The organism is Streptomyces sp. NPDC006879 (genome assembly GCF_042869595.1).
GTDB lineage: Bacteria > Actinomycetota > Actinomycetes > Streptomycetales > Streptomycetaceae > Streptomyces.
On record NZ_JBIAGC010000115.1, the window covers coordinates 1 to 1206 of the forward strand.

General features: G+C 66.5%; 1 protein-coding gene. It reads right to left on the reverse strand.

The window, feature by feature from the left end; translation table 11 throughout:
* Positions 1-1195, reverse strand: a 1195-nt coding sequence (locus tag ACFYMC_RS29810; RefSeq protein ID WP_388531298.1) for an IS256 family transposase, incomplete at its 3' end; no start/stop codon positions are given.
* Positions 1196-1206: the final 11 nt, after the last annotated feature.

The following is a 1206-nucleotide window of genomic DNA, read 5'->3' on the forward strand; positions in this document are numbered from 1 at the left end:
GGGTCTTCGGTTCGATCAGCTCGCGTATCGCCAGGTAGAGCACCTTGACCGCGGCCTGTTCCGTCGGGAAGTGGCCGCGGTTTCGGGTGACTTTCCGTAGCCGCGCGTTGATCGATTCGATCATGTTCGTGCTGTAGATCACCTTCCTGATCTCCGGCGGGAACGCGAGATAGGGCACGAAGTCCTGCCACGCCTGGGACCAGGTACGGACCACGGCCGGATACTTGCGCCCCAGGTCAGAAGCGGTGAACTCCTTCATTGCCTGCTCGGCGGCCTGTTCGGAGACCGCGGTGTAGATCTTCCGCAGAGCCGGCACGAGCTTGCCGTGGTCGGCCTTCGACGCGTAGCGGAGCGAGGCCCTGACCAGGTGGATTACGCACGTCTGGACCGTGGCCCGGGGCCAAACTGCGTTGATCGCGTCGGGAAGTCCCGGCAGGCCGTCGCAGCAGGCCACGAGCACGTCCTCGATCCCGCGGGCCTTGAGTTCGCCCAGGATCGTGAGCCACTGGCGGGCGCCCTCGCCGTCCTTGCCGATCCACAGGCCGAGCACGTGCTTGCAGCCGTCGAGATCGACGCCGACGGCGAGGTAGACCGGCCGGTTGGCGACCTTGCCGTCCCGCACCTTGATCCACAGCGCGTCGATGTAGACGACCGGCCAGAGCGAGTCGAGGGGCCGTGACTGCCAGGCTGTGATCTCGTCGTTGACCGCGTCGGTCACCTTCGAGATGAGGTCCGGCGAGACGTCGGTGCCGTACATCTTCGCCACGTAAGACTGGATGTCTCGAACCGTCATGCCATGGGCGTAGAGCGCCAGGACCTGCTCGTCGAAGCCGGACAGCCGGCGGGCGTTCTTCGGGACGATCTGCGGTTCGAACTCGCCGTTGCGGTCCCGGGGCACCTCGACCTGGACCGGCCCGACGTCCGTCAAGACCGTCTTCGCGGCAGTGCCGTTACGGCTGTTGCCACTGCCACGGCCCGCCGGATCGCCCTTGTCATAGCCGAGGTGTTCACTCATCTCGACCTGCAGGGCCCGCTCGAGCAGGGCCTTCGACAGCTGCTGCAGCAGTCCGCCCTCGCCGGCCAGCGGCGCGCCGGCAGCATCCGCGGAGTCCATCAGCTGCTCGAGCACAGCCTCGACCTGCTCCGGCGGAATCTGCCCGTCGCCAACGGCCTCGGATATCTGAGTCTCAGTCACGCGATCTTGCC